The 17872-nt window shown below is 33.5% G+C and carries 17 protein-coding genes; 11 read left to right on the plus strand and 6 right to left on the minus strand.

The annotated features are described in order from the left end of the window. Positions 1 to 111 precede the first annotated feature (111 nt). Positions 112 to 684 (plus strand): TetR/AcrR family transcriptional regulator, encoded by a 573-nt coding sequence (locus LQ617_RS05405; protein ID WP_239705544.1) that lies wholly within the window; start codon positions 112 to 114, stop codon positions 682 to 684. Positions 685 to 947: 263 nt separating this feature from the next. Then, complete coding sequence (locus LQ617_RS05410) at positions 948 to 1115, plus strand: hypothetical protein (protein WP_185805772.1); 168 nt, start codon at positions 948 to 950, stop codon at positions 1113 to 1115. A gap of 151 nt (positions 1116 to 1266) precedes the next feature. Here the strand turns inward: LQ617_RS05410 and LQ617_RS05415 are convergent, their stop codons facing one another. Next, a complete protein-coding gene (locus LQ617_RS05415; RefSeq protein ID WP_126476588.1) occupies positions 1267 to 1758 on the minus strand; it encodes a TspO/MBR family protein in 492 nt (163 codons plus the stop codon). A 93-nt stretch (positions 1759 to 1851) separates the two neighbouring features. Between LQ617_RS05415 and LQ617_RS05420 the strand changes: the two genes are divergently transcribed. Beyond that, positions 1852 to 2472, plus strand: a complete 621-nt coding sequence (locus LQ617_RS05420; protein WP_239739832.1) for an NAD(P)-dependent oxidoreductase — start codon at positions 1852 to 1854, stop codon at positions 2470 to 2472. Between the two features lie 549 nt (positions 2473 to 3021). Beyond that, entirely contained in the window at positions 3022 to 4833 is a 1812-nt protein-coding gene (locus tag LQ617_RS05425) for a trypsin-like serine protease (protein WP_239739834.1), read from the plus strand. A 42-nt stretch (positions 4834 to 4875) separates the two neighbouring features. Here the strand turns inward: LQ617_RS05425 and LQ617_RS05430 are convergent, their stop codons facing one another. After that, entirely contained in the window at positions 4876 to 6264 is a 1389-nt protein-coding gene (locus LQ617_RS05430) for a DHA2 family efflux MFS transporter permease subunit (RefSeq protein WP_239739836.1), read from the minus strand. A gap of 178 nt (positions 6265 to 6442) precedes the next feature. Then, on the minus strand, positions 6443 to 6901 hold the full coding sequence (locus LQ617_RS05435) for a MarR family transcriptional regulator (protein ID WP_206166597.1): 459 nt from the start codon (positions 6899 to 6901) through the stop codon (positions 6443 to 6445). 274 nt (positions 6902 to 7175) lie between these two features. Between LQ617_RS05435 and LQ617_RS05440 the strand changes: the two genes are divergently transcribed. From LQ617_RS05440 to LQ617_RS05470, 7 genes are all read left to right on the plus strand, one after another. Then, positions 7176 to 8738, plus strand: a complete 1563-nt coding sequence (locus LQ617_RS05440) for an IucA/IucC family protein (RefSeq protein WP_239739838.1) — start codon at positions 7176 to 7178, stop codon at positions 8736 to 8738. Position 8739: 1 nt separating this feature from the next. Further along, positions 8740 to 10425: an IucA/IucC family protein gene (locus tag LQ617_RS05445; protein ID WP_239739839.1), complete on the plus strand. Its 1686-nt coding sequence runs from the start codon at positions 8740 to 8742 to the stop codon at positions 10423 to 10425. Continuing rightward, a complete protein-coding gene (locus tag LQ617_RS05450; RefSeq protein WP_239739841.1) occupies positions 10406 to 11575 on the plus strand; it encodes an MFS transporter in 1170 nt (389 codons plus the stop codon). The genes LQ617_RS05445 and LQ617_RS05450 overlap by 20 nt, the downstream gene beginning before the upstream one ends. Continuing rightward, positions 11562 to 12686, plus strand: coding sequence for an alanine racemase (locus tag LQ617_RS05455; RefSeq protein ID WP_239705585.1), 1125 nt, complete (start codon positions 11562 to 11564; stop codon positions 12684 to 12686). The genes LQ617_RS05450 and LQ617_RS05455 overlap by 14 nt, the downstream gene beginning before the upstream one ends. A 118-nt stretch (positions 12687 to 12804) precedes the next feature. After that, on the plus strand, positions 12805 to 13734 hold the full coding sequence (locus LQ617_RS05460) for an ABC transporter substrate-binding protein (protein WP_239739843.1): 930 nt from the start codon (positions 12805 to 12807) through the stop codon (positions 13732 to 13734). Then, the gene (locus LQ617_RS05465; RefSeq protein WP_204188257.1) at positions 13724 to 14722 is read left to right on the plus strand and encodes a FecCD family ABC transporter permease; all 999 of its coding nucleotides are present in this window, start codon (positions 13724 to 13726) and stop codon (positions 14720 to 14722) included. The genes LQ617_RS05460 and LQ617_RS05465 overlap by 11 nt, the downstream gene beginning before the upstream one ends. Continuing rightward, positions 14719 to 15702, plus strand: a complete 984-nt coding sequence (locus LQ617_RS05470; RefSeq protein WP_196308209.1) for a FecCD family ABC transporter permease — start codon at positions 14719 to 14721, stop codon at positions 15700 to 15702. The genes LQ617_RS05465 and LQ617_RS05470 overlap by 4 nt, the downstream gene beginning before the upstream one ends. A gap of 563 nt (positions 15703 to 16265) precedes the next feature. Here LQ617_RS05470 and LQ617_RS05475 read toward each other — a convergent pair. The 3 genes from LQ617_RS05475 to LQ617_RS05485 form a co-directional block, all read right to left on the minus strand. Further along, positions 16266 to 16802: a putative immunity protein gene (locus LQ617_RS05475; protein WP_239739845.1), complete on the minus strand. Its 537-nt coding sequence runs from the start codon at positions 16800 to 16802 to the stop codon at positions 16266 to 16268. An 89-nt stretch (positions 16803 to 16891) separates the two neighbouring features. Beyond that, positions 16892 to 17491: a hypothetical protein gene (locus LQ617_RS05480; RefSeq protein ID WP_239739846.1), complete on the minus strand. Its 600-nt coding sequence runs from the start codon at positions 17489 to 17491 to the stop codon at positions 16892 to 16894. Positions 17492 to 17607: 116 nt separating this feature from the next. Beyond that, positions 17608 to 17868, minus strand: coding sequence for an AbrB/MazE/SpoVT family DNA-binding domain-containing protein (locus LQ617_RS05485; RefSeq protein WP_126477395.1), 261 nt, complete (start codon positions 17866 to 17868; stop codon positions 17608 to 17610). Between the last annotated feature and the right edge of the window lie 4 nt (positions 17869 to 17872).

The following is a 17872-nucleotide window of genomic DNA, read 5'->3' on the forward strand; positions in this document are numbered from 1 at the left end:
AGAGAAAAAGGCAATGCGTAATTTATTGTGTGAAATGTAAACGTTTTTACGAGTGATTTTTAGTGTATTTTCCTGTATAGTTATTCATAGGAAGTAAAGGAGGCAAATGAAGTGAATAATACATCTGAGAAACTCATTCAAATAAGTATGAGAACCTTTTCTGAAATGGGCTATTATGGAACATCACTAAATAATATTGCCAATGAATTAGGTATTAAAAAAGCAAGTTTATATAACTATTTCAAAAGTAAAGATGAATTGTATGAACAATGTATTGAAAGATGTATGAATAAAGGTATGAAATTAATCAAAAGTATTGATACACAACCTCATAATGCTCATGAAGAACTCACAAAGTTTTTTCAAGAATATATTTATGATTCAGAGTACTTAGTAAAATTCTACATTCAATTATCATTTGCACCATCCAACTTTACAGAGATGATTTTAGAGCATAATAAAGAACTTGCAGTCGTATTTAACAGTAAATTAGTAGATATCCATAAAAATAGTGAATTCAATATAAATCGTGAAGATTTTATTCTATTTATTAATATGTTTGTATACGGATGGCTTTATAGAAAATCATTTGTACAAAATAACGTTACACCTGAGAATATCATTAAAGAATTTGATCAACATATTAAAATATTAATGAATCAGTCCAATGCTGATAATTCATAAAAACTTATAATAACGCGCCATATCAATTAGGATATGGTGTGTTTTTTTTATTGGTTAATCATTTACAAAAAGTTCCGCAAAACCAAAAAACACATTAACTTTAATTGATTTTCAAAACCATTCTTTTTGTGTATAATTTGTTTCAGAAAGTAAACAAATTAATTATTATTTTGTATTTCCAATAATTAAATTACTTTTTTTGTTATTATTTTATATTTTCTGGGTATTACATATATAGCTATACTAGAGAAAGAGGTAGAACCATGGTTAACAACAACGGGAAAGGCTATTATGAAGATATTAGTGATGATTTGTTATATGTTTCACAGTCTATTAGCCAAAAAATCTCATCTGAAGAGTTTAATTTATCAGATGAGAAAGAAATTATTAAAGGCATCCTAGAAAAGTTGGAAGCTCAATCTTCAGAATAATTCGCTATATACCGTCATAACGACTGCTCAGACAATCAAGGCAATCGTTATGATTTTATTTTTTATACAGACATATTTTAAGCGGGTACTCTATTGAGTAATCCCGCTTAAAATATATGCTTAATTGTATTTTTCCTACTAGGTGTATTCCCTATTTCTCCGTATATCTCGGGTTATCTTTATTAAGTGCCCAATTACCTGTTGTTAAATATGAGGCATAAGCAGACCAGCAAACATACGGGATTAATAATAATCCTGCTGTCTTATTCACTTTATAAAATTGAACAGTTGTTAATATGACTGCGCTCAATAATACATAACTTTCAATCAGCGCTGTGCCTCTTAATTTATATTTGAAATACAGTATTGACCATAAGTAATTTAAACCTAATTGACTATAATAAGCTGTCTGTGTTGATTTAGCTGCGCGTTCTTTCGTTATAATCGAATGTGCGATACCCATGCTTAAATATAATATCGGCCATACAATTGGGAATATATAACCCGGTGGTGAAAATGGTGGTTTTTTATTTTTAGAATAATCTTTACGTGCATTTTGAACAGCATATTTACCGATTAGTCTACCACCAACTAACGGTGCTGAAATGATACCAACGTATTTTAATATTTTACTTATTTTCATACAGAACCACCTTTTCAAAAGTTTGATGTCTAGTATATATACCCGAAATTGTCTATCATTAAAATAAGAACTTTTTTAAAAGGAGCAATACAAATGAAAATATTAATTTTAGGTGCTACAGGCAGAGTTGGACAAGAAGTATTAACACATGCACTATCGGACGGTCATGACGTAACCGTACTCGTTCGTGATAAAAATAAATTAAATGTCGATCATCAATCTGTGAGACTAATCGAAGGAAATGTATTAAATCCAAATGATATTCAAAAAGCAGCTGAAGGTAATGACATTAGTGTAAGTGCATTAAGTACAGATGGCTCCACTACATTATCAGAAGCTATGCCATTAATTATAGATACAATGTCACAACAAGGCATTAAACGCATCATTACAGTAGGTACTGCTGGTATATTACAAAGCCGAACTGACAAGAATTTATTGCGCTATCAATCAAACGAATCAAAAAGACGAACAACCCGCGCAGCAGAAGAACATCATAAAGTTTATACAATACTTAAAGATTCAGATTTAGATTGGACAATCGTATGTCCAACCTATTTACCAGATGGCGAAAGAATCGGACAATACAGAGTCGAACGAAACTACTTACCAGAGAATGCTGTAAAAATATCTGTCCCAGACACAGCAGACTTCGTTTACAATCAAATATCGTCTGACGAATATATCCAATCACGCGTTGGAATAGGATATTGAAATAGAGTGTAAAAATGCCCCCAAATGTTGCTAGATATCCTCGTCTTGCAATATTCGGAGGTTCTATGTTGCTAGTCATGCCCGTCTTGCAATATTCGGGGCTTCTATGTTGCTAGTCAGTCGTGTCTTGCAATATTCGCAGCTCCTATGTTGCTAGTCATGCTCGTCTTGCAATATTCGCAGCTCCTATGTTGCTAGTCGTGCCCGTCTTGCAATATTCACAGCTTCTATGTTGCTAGTCATACGCGTCTTGCAATATTCACGGCTTCTATGTTGCTAGACATCCTCGTCTTGCAATATTCGCGCCTTCTATGTTGCTAGACATCCTCGTCTTGCAATATTCGGGCCTCCTATGTTGCTAGTCATACGCGTCTTGCAATATTCGGGGGTTCTATGTTGCTAGTCATACCTTTCTTTCACACCTCTCCTACCTTCATTCACAAATTTGTAAAATATTTCTAAAATAATTGAGAATAATAATCATTTCGTATTGCGCTAGCATGGAAATTTTTGTATATTATGGGTATCATCCAAGAAAGGAAGTTTTACATGAATAAAAACTTTATCAACTTTAGAACGGGATTAGTAAAGTTACCTGTTATTATCGCAGGTGTATTTTTCTTATCTCATCCAACTGTCACTCATGCCAGCGAGAACAATGCATCAACTGAGTCAAACGCAGCTGTAGCTCATGAAGAAACACATACTTCAAATGAATCAAATAATATAGAGAATAAAGACAATTCAACAAATACAAATGAAGCGACAAATTCAGTTGAAGCAAACAAAGAAACAGATAGTAATGCTGCTAACGAAGCTAATAGTGAGCCAACAGCATCACCTTCTGAGCATAATGTAACTGAAAATACTACAAGTAATACAACATCAAGTACTAAAGAAGATACAACTCAACCTGCACCTACTTCAACAGAAAATAATGCAACAGCACAACCTACTCCGACAGCACTTACTGCCGAAGAAGAAAAAGAAGATGCATATTTCACAGATCCTAATTTCCGATATGATACTTCAAAAGACCCTCACTTTGATGAGGATGGTGCTTTAATTGATACTCGTAGAAAATTAGAAAACTATGAGGTCCGTAACAGAACTGCTTATATTTATGTGGAAAATGGTAATTATAAAGGTCAAATCGAAAACTTAAAACATGCTAATGGTACTGGATTAGTTATTGGAGAAAATTATATCCTAACAGCAGGTCATGTTATTTATAGTAATAATTACCCAAGAGGATATTTAACTGGTGGGTATGTTTCACCAGGTAGACATGGTGAATTTGAAAAGTTTGGTCGCTACAAAATTAAAGCAATGCATGTTATGCCACAATACATTGAATCTCCATTGCAACGTTATGATATCGGAATTATTGAAGTAGAACCACATAATGATATGCCAGAATCTATAAGTGAAATAAACCCTTATAACATTAAACCATTTAAGAAAGAAATGCTTGGTAAAAAGATAGAATCACAAGGTTATCCAGTTGATTTAAATGAAGAATCAATAGACCAATATTGGGTTGATGGTACTATCATTCAAAAACAACCTAAAGGAACAGTTGAATTATCGATGTACGGATATTCTGGACAATCTGGAAGTCCTATTATTCTTGAAGGTACTGACGATGTTATTGGTGTATTTAGTTATGATACAACAGGCAATGAATATGGAACTTTAATGACTCCTATAACACATGAAATTTATAACTGGATACAGTCTATTATTAATAAAGACGGTAAAGTAGAAGATCCAACTCAACCAGCTGAGCAACCTAAAGCGGATGAACCTACTAAACCGGCTGAGCAACCTAAAGTAGACGAACCTGCTAAACCGGCTGAGCAACCTAAAGCGGATGAACCTACTAAGCCAGCTGAGCAACCTAAAGCGGATGAACCTACTAAACCGGCTGAGCAACCTAAAGTAGACGAGCCTACTAAACCGGCGGAACAACCTAAAGTAGACGACACTACTAAACCGGCGGAACAACCTAAAGTAGATGAGCCTACTCAACCTGCTGAGCAACCTAAAGTAGACGAGCCTACTAAATCGGCGGAACAACCTAAAGTAGACGAACCTGCTAAGCCAGCTGAACAACCTAAAGTAGACGACACTAAACAAGCAGTAAAAGCTACTCAAATAAATAATACTGAAAAGAAAGTAACTGCTACTCAAGTATCTACATCTCATGCTCAGAACAAAACTCAATCAAATGCTAAGCATGATAAGAAACAATTACCAAATACAGGTGAAAATGAAGTGATAACTACAACATTATTCGGTACATTATTCGCAGTATTAGGTAGTTTATTATTCTTCAGAAAACGTAAAACTGATAAATAATAAAATATCCCCTAAGAGATGTTTCATATGAAACATCTCTTTTTATGCTTTCACACTTTTTGAAGGAATCGTCGCCCAACATATAAGCAATAATATAAATACAATTGCTGGGACTAGAAACCCAATGTGAAATGCCATTATATGATTGTGTATAGATATTGTTGCGACGACTGTAGCGATCAATGCGGAACCGAAGCTAGATCCAATATTTTCTACAATATTAATCGTAATACCTGCTTGTGGTAATTGTTCGTCTTTTAAATCTGCATAAGTATTTGTCGTAAATGGTAGTAGTATCCCACCAACACTTATACCTCGTAATAAAAGTAGCATACTCAATATAATGATTGATGTGTTGCCGTCTACAAATACAAATGGTATTGAAGCAACAATCGATAATATTAAACTTACCAATATCACTTTTTTAGCACCATAATGATCTGTTAATTTACCAATCAAAGGTCTCGCTAATAACATACCAATTCCTTGAGGCATTAATGCAATAGCCGCTTCAATCGTATTAAAACCTTTAAAATTCTGAAAGAACAGTGGGAAAATAATCATCGGTCCCATAATCGCTAAATTGGCTAGAAATAAGCCGCTACTTGAAGCTGCATAGTTACGATTTTTAAACAAATTAGTTGGTAATACGGTTTGATAATCCTGAACTCGATTGTATATCAAATAAATCATGATAAGTATAATACTCGCCAATAGCACGAGCACAGTTTCAATATTTGTAAATGAAGCTGTTTCAGTAGCATGTGTAATGCCGTAAATTAACGTAATACTGATTAAAGATAAATTAATTATGCCAAACCAATCTAGTTTCTTACCTTTATTAAAAGGTTCATATGATGGTAATCGTTTAATCATAACTGGTGTGATAATGATCATGACAATGATATTCAAATAAAATATCCATTGCCATGAGACATAATGAATAATAAACCCACCAACTACTGGACCTAATATAGGACCAAGTATCATAGGAATACTTACAATAGCCATAACTCTACCAATTTTATCTTGGCCGGTTGTCTTAACAAGCAGTGTAGCCATCAGCGTTGAAATGATACCTGCACTAAATCCTTGAATGAGTCTAAATAGAATAAAGCAAAAGATATTTGGACTTAATCCAGTTAATACTGAAATGATTCCAAACGTAACGACAGCACTAATATATACTCGTTTACCATCAAAATGGTCCATTAACCAACCAGAAAACGGCACAGCAACTGCCATAGCAAGAATATATCCCGTAACACCCCATTGAATAAAATTAAGGGATGTATCAAAGTATTTTGTTAAATCATCAATCGCAATATTAATCATTGTTGAATCGAGCATGGGCATAATAGCACCTAAAGCAATGGCCCATGCCGCTATCATTGTGCTTTTAGGAATGCGTTCTAATTGTTGAGAAGACATAAATTAACTCCTTTATATTTTGTTTCCACAGAAACATTATAAGAGTGTTTTGTTTCCTAGTCAACAAAAATGATATAAGCAGAAATTTTGTTAGAGACAGAATCCCGAATAATGTCCCTTAGAGATGCCATTCAAAAAAGCTGAGACATGGATGTCTCAGCTTTTATCTACATTCTATTCAAGCTTTTTCTTTCTCAATGACTTGATCTAAGTAGTCACTATATTTATCAAAAAATCGATTCAATGTTTCAAATTCTTCTTCTGTTATATCATCAAAGAATGGTTTGTCTCTTTCTAAAAATTGATCATGCAATGCTAAATGACTGTTATATATTCGGTTTCCTTCTGCTGTTAACTCAAAGTATATTTCTTTTTTATTGTCATCTTTTTGATATACCGTAATCGCATTTTTCTTAATGAGTTTTTTCGTTAATTTACTTATTGCGCCTCGTGTCATAAATAAGTCATCTGATATTTTTTTAACATTTGGATTTTCTATATTATGGATAGCTTCTATACAATGAACTTCTGAGGACGTATATCCAGATAAAGCTTTTTCCATTTTAGGTTTATTTAGCCAGACAATTCTATTTTGTACATGACCCATTTTTTGCATTAAAGACTTTACTTTATTCATCGCTAAATCCCCTTATATTCAATCTCATATATGATAATTCACTTTACACATACTTTTCTTCATAGTAACAGAAATGATAAAAAATCAATAGTTCATTCAATTGTCTTTATCATATTCTAATCTTTTTAGACTAACTAAAGTATTAAAATAATAATTTTATATAATTTATCGTGATTTTTTATTATTATGTTCTATCATTGACAAACCGTTCAAACCTCCTATAATTGAGAATGATTCTCACTATATAAATTATTTGAAAAGGAAGTTGATCTTTTTGGAAATCGTATATAACGAACAGATACAAGAAATACGTCAATATTTTCAAGATTTTTCTGAAGAAGAAATAACTACTTTATACGAGAAAGCATACCGTGAAATCACACGACGTATTGATCAATTATCAAATTTTGAAGATATTGATCAAGATGTCATTTATGATGATGAACGCTTAGTACACGAAATTCAAGACTCTATTCGTAATCTCACTTTGAGCTATATTCAATTCGAACGTGATCATCAACAATATGGTCACCGTTATCAAAATATTTTTGAGTTTGTTGAACAAGAGAATATATCGGATGTCTTTTTTGAACAAAGTGTTACTGAGGGACATCCTTTTCATCCCATGACTAAGACAAAATTAGGATTCTCTATTGATGATGTTATTAAGTTTTCACCAGAATTTAGACAAACGGTGAATGTCATTCCTCTATTGTGCAATAAAGATTTTATAGATGAAATTAATATCTATCAATCACCTGCATTAGAAACTTTTAAAGAGAAAGTTGATACATATTGTAAAGCACATGGCATTAAATTTGAAAACTATGCATTACTGTTTATTCATGAATGGCAATTGAAACATTTTCTGTTACCACAGTTTGAAACATGTTTCGAACAACAGTTCATGATTCCGTTATTCGATTTAGCAGTTGAAAGTAATCCATTATTATCTTTTAGAACTTTAGAAGCACAAGAATTAAATTGCATCGTTAAGACTGCTGTCAATGCACAAGCGACAAGTGCAGTAAGAAATGTGTCACCCGCTTCTATACGTAACGGTATTATTCTCAGTGATGTTGTGGAAGGCATTTATCGTTCAAATGGTTATGATAATAGCTATATTCAAAAAGATTTAGCAGGCAGTTATTTAAACATCAATCAGGCACACGCTAATAAATGTAGCTTTATGTTAAGAAGTCGTATACCTGAACAGAAAGGTGCTCACCAATTAGTAAGTGGCAGTCTGATTACTGATAGCTTTGTTTCAAGAAAACCTATACTCATTGAATGTATTGAAACAATTATGCAAACACAAGACATGTCATTTGATTCTGCAACTCAATTATTCTTAACAGAGTATACACATAATTTATTAGAAGCTACTTATAGATTATTGCTTGAAGAAGGTATTAGTTTAGAAGCACATATGCAAAATAGCACTGTCATTATTAAAGACGGCATGCCTATCTCTATTTATATAAGAGACTTTGGTGGCGTGAGATTATACGAAAGAAATATAGATATCGATGATTCAACAGGTTTGATTACTGACTCATTTGAAGATTTGTTATCTGTATTCTCTCATGCAGTCTTATACAATCATCTGTTCCAGCTTATACAAGTGTTGGCTACTTATGGCTATGACAGCACAAAAGGTTATCAAATCATTCGAAATATGATAGCCGATCATCACGTTCATAGTGCACCTGACATCAATATTTTAAAACAACCAACCTTTAACATTAAATCATTGTTAAAAATGAGAATCTTCGCTGAAGGTTACGATTATCAATATACAAATATCAATAACCCGTTATATATGGAGGCCAAATAAAATGAGTTGGACTAAAGAGGTATATCAACATACAGATAAATATGAACATCACTATATCGAGCAATGTATTCAAGACAGTATTCAAACAACATTTAAGAAATTATTAACATGCTTATATGAAGAAGTAACACCTCCTATACATCATGTAGAATCCATTAAAACAATCACTACTTTATATATTACCGATTCTATATTTATCACTTATGATAAAGCGAACCATCGCGTACAAATTACAGATGATACAACAACTCGCTTTGTTCAAGATCCACTTGAATTAATAGATTGGCTTAATCATTTTAGCGATGAACATCACGATTACCACAAATTGCGTGTTGAAATTGAAAATCATCTCATCAACCAAGCCATTAGCTTTATTCATTGTTCTTATACATCTAAAAGTGACCACCCATTATTACATAGTGAGCAATATGTGATTACAGGACATAACATTCATCCATGCGCTAAGACAAAGTTAGGATTGTCTTTCAAAGAAGTTATGCAATATTCACCTGAATATAATCATGCATTCAAATTAAACTGGTTATTCGTGAAAAAAGGCTTTCTCTATAATAATTTAGAAGCTTCTGAGATAAAAACATTTGCTAACTTTAGTGGTTATTTAGGAGAAATTCCTGAAGATTATGATTTGATACCCGTTCATCCGTTTCAATTCGAACATGTTATACCACAAGTTTATGCAGAAGAGATTCAATCTCAAAATATTATACCGCTTCAACATACTGGTGGACTCGTAAAAAGTACTTCATCATTTAGAACCGTTTGTCCTTTAGATACGATAACACCGATTATCAAATTGCCCGTCAATTCACAAATGACGTCAACAATACGTTCTATTAGTAACAACAGTATTATTAACTCTAAAAATATTGGTGAATATTTCAAATATATTTATAAGACTGACGACCGTCTTAATGAAATCAGCTTACCTGTTTTAGAATATGGCGGAATGACTTACATTCATGACGAAGTAGATAAACAGCGTAACCTGTCATTCATATTGCGAGAAAATAATACACAATATATACCTGCTCATGCATCACTTTATACAGCGACATGTTTGTTTGAGTTAAATGAACATCACCAAAAAATTTACGTCGATATGATTGAAACAGCTCGAGCAACAGCAACGCCGATTGCTTGGTTTGACCAATATGTTTCATTACTCGTTGAAACCGTGTTAACACTTATGACGAAATACGGTGTCGGCTTAGAAGCACATCTACAAAATATGTCATTTGAATTTATGAACGGTATGCCTACACGACTGCACGTACGTGACTTTGGCGGATTACGAATTGATGCTTCTCGCGTTCCTGAATGGTTAGAACTTAGCAACGCTTTAACAAATGCAACGACTGAAGGTATGTATGAGAAAGTACAAAACACATTAATGAGTAATCACCTCAATACACTTGTGCATCATTTTAGCGAAGATTATGCATATGATCCAAACATGCTATGGCTACGTATTAACCGTACATTTAAAGCCGTATTCGAAAATTTATTATCACAAGACATTCAACATACAGAAGCAGATATTAAAGCCTTTTACAAAGAGACTATAAACGAGAAAGCGTTATTAACGATGCGCGTATCTAATAAAGATCAAGATATTTATATCCAAAAAGCCAACCCACTTCTCATTAATGATGAAGTTAAAGTTTAATCCTTATCATCGTTTTGTCAGTTCTCAGTTTATAGCTCGAACAATCGATTGGGTAGATATCATCGCATTAAATTGGATAACGTTACAAATGACCGGCAGTGCTGTTTACATTGCATATATTAATTTTGCGCGTTTAATGCCACAGTTAGCATTTGCTTTTATAATCGGTAAAATCATCGATACAGTTAGCTCTACTAAACTCATGTACATCATCCATTGTGCGAATATGTTATTCACAGTATGTGTCGTCTATGCTTTTTGGCAAAAATGGAATATCTACCTCATCCTTTCAATTATTATGGTGCGTTCATTTTTCCAAGCAATCGATACAATTCAAAGAAATGCACTTATACAAAGTTTTGTAACACCAGACAAGCTACATAAAGCAATCAGTTTAAATGCTTTAATCTTAAATATAGCTAGATTAACTGGTCCATTTATAGGTGGGATATTATTAGCTCAACTGAATTCTAATATTGTATTATCCCTACCTATTATTGGGAGTTTGATGGTTATATTATTTAACCAAACTTTGCCAGAGGTCCATCACGAGAAGAAGACACGTCATAAAATATGGTCGTACTTAAGACAACAACCTGTTATTGTCATGCTCATGTTGTCTAGTGTCTTATCAATGCTTTTTGGATTTTCGTATACGATAATTCTGCCAAGCATTGTAGATGAACAATTTGGCAGCCGTACGATGATTTATTCACTCTTTACTGCCATGATTGCTGCTGGTTCTATTATGATTTTAGTCATGTTTATGCGCACTAAAAATATGAACACGATGAAAAGTTTGAAACGATGGGCAATGATATTTACGTTAACCATCATATTATTAATGTTTATTCATGATACATATTTATATGCAGCTGTCTTATTAATAATGGGATTGGCATCACAAGCGTTTAGAACGACCAATCGAATACTTGTTCAACAGCTTGTTGAAGCTAAATATAGAGGGTCTGTATTATCCATTTCAATGATGGACAAAGGTTTCATTCCACTTGGTGGTATATTACTAAGCTTTATCTTTGAACAGTTCAATTTACAAATTGTATATATAACAATGGTTGTTGGACTGCTCATCATGGTCATCTGTGTCATGTTTATGATAAATAAGGAGAATCAATATGGAAAGAATTAAAGAAGTGTTAACAGACAGTAATCACGATTATTATATATATGATTTAACCGAACTAAAACAGCGCATCAATTGGATTAGATCTGTCACGAAACACGATATTTTCTATGCAGTGAAAGCCAACTCTAATATAAAAATTTTAGAAACACTCGCACCTTTTGTTTCTGGATTTGAAGTTGCTTCTACTGGAGAAATTGAAAAGGTTCGATCTATTTCAAAAGAAATTCCAATCATTTACGGCGGACCTGTAAAGACGAAACAACATTTAGAATATGCTTTAGATGAACAAGTGAAATCTATTCAAGTAGAGAGCCTCTTTGAGTTAGATGCATTGCAAGCATTGCTTCAAGACAAACAACAAACAATCGAAGTGATGATTCGCATTAATTTAAGTAACATTCAATCAACAGCTAAATTAAAAATGGCTGGTGTCGCGACACAATTTGGTATGCCCTACAACGATCTAGATGAAGCCATTCAAATCTGTCACGACACAGAAGAAATTACTTTAACAGGTTTCCACTTTCATGCTATGAGCAATAATTTAGATGAGGATGCGCATGTCACATTCATAGAAAGTGCCCTTAAATTTACGCAACAATATCAATCACATTTACCGGAAGACTATGCGATTAATGTTGGTGGCGGTATAGGGATCGACTACGATGATCAAACATGTTTTGATTTTGATTATTTTGCAACACGTATCCATCACCTACCACGCTTAACTTTTGAACTTGGTCGTTTTATTACAGGTCCAATAGGTTATTATGCCGCTCATGTTTACGATATTAAATCTATGCATGATCAAACATTCGTCTTATTAAACGGTGGCACAAATCATTTTAGATTTCCAAAAGCGTGGCAACATCATCAACCTTTTGAAGTCATTCATTCGCATTCAACATCTAACAGAATAAAGTCCATTAATAATGATACGGTCGTATTAGCCGGAAAATTATGTACACCTAATGATGTATTTGGTCTCCCCTATGATATTGAAAGCATACAAACGGGTGACTGGGTCGTCTTTAAATATGCCGGAAGTTACGGATATGACATTAGCCATTTACAATTTTTATCTCATGAACTGCCAGTTATTGAGTATATTTAAATATATTTTATTTAAACTGAAAGTATATTCCAAAAATATATTGACAAAAAAAGGTAATATTTTATAATTGAAAATGAAAATCATTATCATAATTCAACTTGAGAAAGAGGTTAAAGAAATGAGAAAGCTTTTATCAGTTATAGTAGTACTTGTTGTAATGCTCGCAGCTTGTGGTAATAAACAAGAGGCATCTTCAGACAAAGATACGCATGAAGTGAAACATGCGATGGGAACGACTAAAGTACCTAATAATCCTAAACGCGTTGTTGTATTAACTAATGAAGGTACAGAAGCACTCGTTTCAATGGGCGTTAAACCTGTTGGTGCTGCTAATTCATATGCTGGTGATCCGTGGTATAAGCATTTAGAGAAGAAATATAAAGACATTGAACCTGTTGGTGGAGAAAGTGAAATCAACTTAGAAAAAATTGCGAAACTTAAACCAGATTTAATTATCGGTAATAAATTCAGACAAGAAGCACAATACAAGAAACTTTCTGAAATCGCACCTACTCTATTCTCTAAAGAACTACGTGGTGACTGGAAAAACAACTTTAAATTATACGCGAAAGCTGTAAATAAAGAAGATAAAGGGAATGAAGTCTTAAAGAATTACGATAATCATGTTAAAAAAGCAAAAGAAGAAATTGGAGATAAAGCAAACTCAGAAGTATCAATGGTTCGCTTTATGCCAGGTGATGTAAGAATTTATCATAAAGATACATTCTCAGGTGTTATCTTAGACGAACTTGGTATTAAACGTCCTAAAGGTCAAGATAAGAACGACTTTGCGGAAAGAGGTCTTACAAAAGAACGTATTGAAGCAATGGACGGAGATTACATCTTCTACTTTACTTTCCAAGAAGATGATAAGAAAGTTTCAGCATTAGAAAAAGAATGGGTAAATGATCCTGCCTTTAAAGAATTAAATGCTTCTAAAAAAGGTCATGTTTATAAAGTAGATGATGCTGTTTGGAACACTTCAGGTGGTGTATTATCTGCCAATATGATGATTGATGATTTAAAGGAAAAATTAAATGAAAAATAAATATCTTTGGTTATTTCTCCTATTTTCAGGTATGTTTATCGTACTATTCATATTAAGTATGATGCTTGGCTATAAACATTTTACCTTTTCAGATATATGGCAACATTATATCCATGGAGAAACAATTAAAGAGCAACGTGTACTGACACAACTAAGACTACCTCGCGCAATATTGGGCGGGGTTGTCGGTGTTTTAATGGGTATTAGTGGTGTAATGATCCAAACCATTACACGAAACCCTTTCGCAAGTCCTGGCATTATGGGAGTTAATAGTGGTGCTAGTTTAATGGTTGTAATTACGACTGTTGCGTTTGGGATGAACGGTGCATTTCAACAAACCATTATGGCTTTTATCGGTACCATCATCATTGCAACTTTAATTATATTAGCCACAACATTACCATTTAAGCCATTTAATGCGATGGAATTAACTTTATTTGGAGCAAGTATTAGTGCTTTTTGTATGGCTATCACTCAAGGTCTACTGATCTATAACGAATCAGCTATAGAAGAATTAATATATTGGTTAAATGGTTCGGTAGCGAATAAACATATTAATATTTTAATGTACATATGGCCATTTATTATCGTTGGTTTAATCATATCTATTTACATGGCCAAGCCGCTTAATCTTTATATGCTAAGTGATGACGCATTAAAAGGACTTGGAGCTAAAATATTATCCATTAAAGTATTCACGATGATTGCTGTTGTTCTATTAAGTGGATCTGCCGTGGCATTAGCTGGTCCCATCGCCTTTATAGGACTGATTACACCTCATGTTGCGAAATTGTTATGTAAATCTCATAACCATTTTATCGTCATACCTTTATCAGGTGTTCTAGGTGGTTGTCTTCTATTATTAAGCGACATTTTAAGCAGATATTTATTAATGCCGAGAGAATTGCCAGTCGGTATTACAACAGCTCTTATTGGTGCACCAATATTCATTTATTTAATTCTTAATCGTAAGGAGTTAACAGAATGAAGAAATTTATCATACTTATTATCATGCTCATGTTAACGACTTTACTCACACTCATGCTAGGTGACAGCTTTATCGCACCTCAAAATGTATTAAGTGGCTTATTTAAACTTGGAGATCCTTATACAAACTTAGTCATTAATACTTTAAGACTGCCGAGAGTCTTATTAGCAATTGTAACGGGTGCAGCACTCGGTATTGCAGGTTGTGTCTTACAATTTATTACGAAAAATCCATTAGCATCACCTGATGTGATTGGTATATCACAAGGTGCTAATGTTGGTTCATTAGTATTTCTTATTGTTTTAACAACAAGTACCGAAGCTTTATTATTACCAATAGCTTATCAGCCTATCTTTTCAATGCTTGGTGCGATAATTGTTACGGCATTATTATATTATTTAGCAATGCGAAAAAGTTACAAACGAGATCGTCTCATACTCATTGGTATAAGCTTTAATATACTTTGCCAAGCAATTGTGATGTTCCTAATATTAACTTCAAGTAAACGAAGTGCTCAAGCTCAAATTTGGATTACAGGATCTGTTCATCAAGCAGAATATCAACAAGTCATGATTGTAGGAAGCATCTTACTTATCGTTATGTTTGTACTGACATATTATGCACGTTCATTTGATATTCATTACTTAGGTAGAAATTTATCATTAGCATTAGGTAATCCGTATCAACACATATCTGTCATTGCATTAATATCAATGAGTATCTTAATTGGTATATCTATGAGTTATGTAGGTGGCATACAATTTGTAGGGTTAATCGCACCACACATCGCACTTAAACTCGGTGCACATCAATTTAGAAATCGAATATTTTATAGTGCTATAATCGGCGCCATCATACTATTATTAAGTGATTTAATCGGTAGAACACTCTTCTTACCAAAAGAAATCCCAGCAGGAATCTTTACCGCACTCATCGGTTCACCATTCTTTATGTATTTATTAATCAAGAGTAGAAAATGATATATTACTAACACAAAAAGGACTAGAAAATTTTCTAGTCCTTTTTGTTATCTATCTTGATATGACGATTCGTTGTCTCTTGGCTTTACTCTGGACTTAAGCCACGACTTGGGCGATCTATTGGCTTTACTCTGGACTTAAGCCATGACTTGGGCGATCTATTGGCTTTATTCAGGACTTAAGCCATGACTTGGACGATCTCTTGTCTTTATTCATCACTTAAGCCATGACTTGGACGATCTCTTGGCTTTATTCAGGACTTAAGCCACGACTTCGACGATCTCTTGGCTTTACTCATCACTTAAGCCATGACTTCGGCGATCTCTTGGCTTTACTTAGGACTTAAGCCATGACTTGGGCGATCTCTTGGCTTTAATCAGCACTTAAGCCACGACTTGGGCGATCTCTTGGCTTTACTTAGGACTTAAGCCATGACTTTTGCGATCTCTTGGCTTTATTCATCACTTAAGCCATGACTTCGACGATCTCTTGGCTTTACTCATCACTTAAGCCATGACTTCGACGATCTCTTGGCTTTACTAAACCCTCAACTCAATCAATACTCATCTTGCCATAATATCTTTTGCTATACGGATTTGTTTATTTCTTTCTTCTGTCACTAACTTTAAATCATTGTTAGATATTATATTCATCACTTTAACAGCATAATCTGATGATACAATTGCATGTCCTCTCATATGTCCTGTTGCGATTGCTTGTGCGTATACACGTGCTGCATATTTACTTTGTTCTGTTAGTGACCTTTGTGATAATTTATTCGCCAAAAATCCAGCTTGTCTAAGTTCATAAGCACTAATTTGCCCTTCTTTTCTAAGTTGTAATTTGTGTTCTGTTTCTGAAATAATTGTCTGTTTGTCTTCTTCATTACCTATATCTATATCATCAATAAATCTCTTAGCATTTGTAATCGCCCACTCGACAAGTTCTTTCTGTGTCAGATCTTCTAACAATGTTTCTAAAGTTATTCGTTTCTCAATATCATCTTTAATTTTCACTTTATATTTGGAAGGTATTTCAACTTTATGAGCTTTCTTAAGATCTCTTTCATGTTCATTCCATGCATACTCCTCTAGATCCATAAAATGTCCTCCTTAGTATGACGATTGTTTAAATGCTTTCAATTAAATTTATAAAAAACACCAGCTACATCATCATAGCTGGCATTATATTATCTTTGTATTTGATCGGCATTTTCAATGGCTGTTATTTTACCATTCTTTGTCGTTATTAATATTGAGAAGGAATTGTTTGGGTTATCATCATATACTAACCCATCGTTATTTACTATAGTTGGTGTTCCGTGAACGGATTTAAATGCTTCTACTGTTACATTTGTTGGTGCTACGTATATATGTTCTGCTTTATCTTTACTATTATATCTTACGGCTACGTTGCCATATTTTTCAGCTTGAGATTGTCCAGCTTCTATACGTCCATCTGACTTTCCGAATTTCTTTTCAATGGCATCTCGTGACAATCCAATACCTACTCCATAAAATCCGCTTCTTACATCAGCATTCATAAAGCCTTGGCTAAATTGAGTCGTTTGGACATCGATGCTTGGTGGATCGCCTTCTGGTTCCTCAGAATCATCACTGGATTCTTTGTCATAACTTTCCTCACTACTCGGTTCTTTATCAGCTGTTTGTTGATTACTAGAAAATTCAATACGATTATCACCAGCAATAAATTGATATGCGATGAAACCAAATACACCAACGATTAAAAGTAGTAATACTAATATCATTCCCGAAAATATCTGTTTCAAATTCCTTCCTCCGAACTGTCATTTTCATAAAAAGTTTATAAACGTATTGTAATTTATATCCTTTGTGGTGAATATATTTTAAGTTTACTTTATTGTTATAAACTCATATTACTAGCTTACCATTTTTCTTCTCCGACATCTTCGCCCCAATCAAACTCTTCTTCTTCATATCTTCCACCATCTGCTACAAATTGTCTCAGACGTTCCTTATATGAATTAGGTTTTTCTACTATAATTTGATTAGGTTTTACTTTCACGATAAGTTCATCACCAATTTTCATACCTGCTTTTTCAAGCATCTCTTTAGTGATACTGATAAATTGTCCATTGTCATTTTCATATACTTTAGCAGATTCATTGTTCATCGATTCACTCACGGAT

The organism is Mammaliicoccus sp. P-M59 (genome assembly GCF_022386135.1).
Taxonomy (GTDB): domain Bacteria; phylum Bacillota; class Bacilli; order Staphylococcales; family Staphylococcaceae; genus Mammaliicoccus; species Mammaliicoccus sciuri_A.